Source organism: Vibrio sp. V19_P1S1T109 (assembly GCF_002241375.1).
GTDB classification, from domain to species: Bacteria; Pseudomonadota; Gammaproteobacteria; order Enterobacterales; family Vibrionaceae; genus Vibrio; species Vibrio anguillarum.
Genome location: NZ_NDIM01000038.1, coordinates 1 through 3,895 on the forward strand (window position 1 = coordinate 1; position 3,895 = coordinate 3,895).

The 3,895-nt window shown below is 43.5% G+C and carries 3 protein-coding genes; 2 read left to right on the forward strand and 1 reads right to left on the reverse strand.

All coding sequences use genetic code 11. The features are described from left to right. The first annotated feature begins 285 nt into the window (after positions 1-285). Both B9J87_RS02105 and B9J87_RS02110 read left to right on the forward strand, forming a co-directional pair. Positions 286-1,746 (forward strand): sodium-dependent transporter, encoded by a 1,461-nt coding sequence (locus tag B9J87_RS02105; protein ID WP_017045264.1) that lies wholly within the window; start codon positions 286-288, stop codon positions 1,744-1,746. Beyond that, on the forward strand, positions 1,746-1,841 hold the full coding sequence (locus B9J87_RS02110; RefSeq protein WP_010319106.1) for a MetS family NSS transporter small subunit: 96 nt from the start codon (positions 1,746-1,748) through the stop codon (positions 1,839-1,841). The genes B9J87_RS02105 and B9J87_RS02110 overlap by 1 nt, the downstream gene beginning before the upstream one ends. Before the next feature lie 362 nt (positions 1,842-2,203). On the opposite strand, the gene ptsG is transcribed toward B9J87_RS02110, so the two are convergent. Continuing rightward, positions 2,204-3,634 (reverse strand): PTS glucose transporter subunit IIBC, encoded by a 1,431-nt coding sequence (gene ptsG, locus B9J87_RS02115; protein ID WP_013856413.1) that lies wholly within the window; start codon positions 3,632-3,634, stop codon positions 2,204-2,206. Between the last annotated feature and the right edge of the window lie 261 nt (positions 3,635-3,895).

Sequence of the window (3,895 nt, forward strand, 5' to 3'; positions counted from 1 at the left end):
GAATAACATTTACAATCTATTGCCTTAACTTAGATTAGTCTGTAGTCTCGAACCCATGCGTAGCTGATTATTTCAGATACAGCAAACACACATCGAACTATTAAGAACAATATTCTGAGTTCTCGGAAAGCTGACAACATATAACACTAACTTTTTGCCAGTTCATGGATGATGGCGCAAATATTCACGGTCTATTTAGTGTACCGATAGTATTCATCACTCCAACACTGGCTCCGCAGCCGAAGAGAAGCTTCATACCTCAGGGAAGTCGTAAAGGAGTAAACAATGAAGCGAGAACAATGGGGATCCCGTGCAGGGTTCATTCTGGCTGCCGTAGGTTCGGCTATCGGTCTTGGAAACATATGGCGTTTCCCTTATATGGCTTATGAGAATGGGGGTGGTGCATTCTTCATCCCTTACCTTTTCGCCATGATCACAGCGGGTATACCGTTTATGATCCTAGAGTTCAGTATGGGTCAAAAGCATCGCGGTTCAGCACCAGCCACACTGGCTAAAATTCACGCAAAATTTGAATGGTTAGGGTGGTTCCAAGTAGGGGTTGCCGCTATTATTGCTGTGTATTATGTGGCCGTTATTGGCTGGGCTATTTCCTACTTTGGTATGTCGTTTACACAAAGTTGGGGAACAGATACTAATGCTTTCTTCTTTAGCAACTATTTAGCACTAGGCGATAATTCACCGACCAATCTCGGTAGTATTCAATGGAAAATCGCCATTGCAATGCTGATTGCATGGGCCATTACTTATGCTGCTATCGTCGGTGGAGTGAAATCTGGAATCGAACGCGCTTCAAAAATCATGATGCCAATACTGTTTATCATGGTACTGCTTTTGATTGGCCGCATGATTTTCCTACCAGGTGCATTAGATGGTGTGAACTACATGTTTGAGCCTGACTTTGACAAGATCTGGGATGTGAAGGTTTGGGCTGCTGCTTATGGACAGATTTTCTTCACCCTAAGTATTGGTTTTGCCATCATGCTGGCGTATTCCAGCTACCTTCCTGAGAAATCAGACATAACGAATAACGCCTTCATGACAGTATTGATCAACTGTGGTTTCTCAATTCTGGCGGGGATTATGATTTTCTCTGTTCTTGGCTACATGGCTCATGAACAAGGCAAACCGTTGACAGAAGTCGTGTCTGCGGGCGTTGGGCTTGCATTCGTTACGTTGCCAGCGGCTATCAACCTATTGCCAGCGCCCTATATTCTTGGGCCAATCTTCTTCTTTGCACTTGTTGTTGCAGGCCTAAGCTCACACATATCAATCATTGAAGCCGTCACCTCAGCCGTCATCGATAAGCTAAAATGGAGCCGTAAAAAGGCCGCTAATGTAGTTATCAGCGTAGGGTTTTTGGTTTCAATGGCCTTTGCGACCAACGGTGGCCTGTTGCTGCTCGACCTTGTCGACCACTTCGCAAACAACGTGGGCATTATGGCGAGCTGTCTAGTGGAACTTACGCTCATGGCATGGCTATTTAAGATTTCTGACGTACGCAAATACGTGAACAGCATTTCCGATTTCAATATTGGCGTGTGGTTTGATATTTGTCTGCGCTTTATCTCACCTGTAATTTTGGCCATTATTGTCGCCACAAAACTGAACGCTCTATTCACAGAGGGTTACGGTGGTTATGACCTCACCCTAGGATGGGTCATGATCGGGTTACTATTCGCTATAGGCGTAACAATCAATGCAACAAGCCGCAAGGAGTGCAACTAATGACGACAAGTGCAATTATTATGATGATTATTGGTTTGGGCATTACGTGGGGTGGCGCCGCCATCTGCATTAAAAAAGCCATGAACAAACAATAATCCTGTTGATTCTAAAAGCCGATGTCATCATCGGCTTTTTTATGCCTGTCGACAACCGCTACACCTGCCTCTTGAAGCCAAACCTATTCATGCCACCCAAAACCACAGCAAAATTAAACAAGTGATGTGAATAAAGGAATAGAGCGAAATAGCCCTTACTTGATTATCGTTTGAGATAAAAGAGAGTTAAGTCAACAAGCCAAGCGTGAGATCCGTCTTATCGCCGCAAGCGGACAACTCAACTAATAAATGAGATGGCAATGATCAACTTATAAAAATAGGGAATGGCTGATGAGCGAGTTAGCGGCAAAAGAAAAGGAGGCTTTCGCCTCCTTTTTTATAGGGGAATGAAAAGATATGAATTAACCGTGGTTACGGATCCACTCATCCATTTCAGTTTTAAGGTTGTCAGACTTAGTACCAAAGATAGCTTGAACGCCACCCGATACAACAACAACACCCGCAGCACCAAGCTGTTTCAATTTCTCTTGGTTTACTGCTTCTGTTTTAGCAACAGAAACGCGTAGACGAGTAATACATGCATCTAGGTTAGTGATGTTTTCTTTACCACCAAAGGCCGCAACAAGTTCACCAGCTAACTCACTGCCTGTAGCAGAAGAAGCTTCTTCAGATTCATCTTCACGACCTGGAGTTTTCAGGTTCATCGTACGGATAACGAAAGTAAACACGACATAGTATAGAACTGCATAAGCAATACCTAGACCAACCAATAGCAACATGTTTTCAGCACGAGGAGATTGAACAACAAAGTCAATGAAACCGTTCGAGAACGTGTGACCGTGAACAACACCTAGAGCGTTAGTCAATACATAAGCAAGACCAGCTAGCAAAGCATGAACAACATAAAGTACTGGAGCGATGAATAGGAACGAGAACTCAATAGGTTCTGTAATACCCGTTAGGAATGAAGTCAATGCAGCTGACGCCATGATACCCATTACTTTGGCACGGTTTTCTGGTTTAGCACTGTGTGCAATTGCAATTGCTGCAGCTGGAAGACCGAACATTTTGAATAGGTAGCCACCCGCTAGTTGACCGAAACCGTTACCTGCAGCGCGAGACGCATCATCAGCAGTCAAGAAACAAGTCATGATACCGTGAACGGTAGTACCTGCATTGTTGGTACATGTACCTGCTTCATAGAAGAAAGGCACGTTCCAGATGTGGTGAAGACCAAATGGAATCAATGAACGCTCAACAACACCGTAGATACCAAATGCGGTTACTGGGTTTTGGTTAGCAGCCCAATCAGAGAATGTTGCGATAGCTGAGCCGACAGGAGGCCAAATGATAGATAAAACAATACCTAGAGCAATCGCAAGGAAACCCGTAATGATTGGTACTGCACGTTTACCCGCGAAGAAGCCAAGATATTCAGGAAGTTGAATTTTGTAAAAACGATTGAATGCCCAAGCAGCAACACCACCTGCAAGGATACCACCAAGAACGCCTGTCTCGATGTTATCAACACCCATTACGACTGCCATTACTTTTAGCGTCGCAACCATGATGCCATAGCCAACAATTGCTGACAGACCTGAAACACCATCGTTATTCGTGAAGCCTAATGCTACACCTACTGCAAAGAGTAGTGCCATTTGACCAAAAACCGAACCACCAGCTTGTTCCATTAAATGTGAAACAACTTCTGGTAGCCAGCTAAAGTTCGCTGCACCCACACCAAGCAAAATACCCGCAACTGGTAAAACTGATACTGGAAGCATCAGCGCCTTACCAACTTTCTGCAGGTTTGCAAAAAGGTTTTTAAACATGTTTATGCTCCTGATTAAGTTATTAGAATTGTTTGGGTTCTAACGGCACACCCCCGTAGCCTAAATGTTAGCACCCAATGAAAATGTAACCACATATCGCATTATATTTTTCGCCTCTAAATATATCTTGATGCCACTCAAACTTTCTAGTTAGTAACGAAATTTTGTTTCAAAACAATAGACCGATCACAATGCGGGAGGGTGTAAACACTGCCAATCAATTAATATAACTCTATGTTTTATAATGACATTGTTAACAAT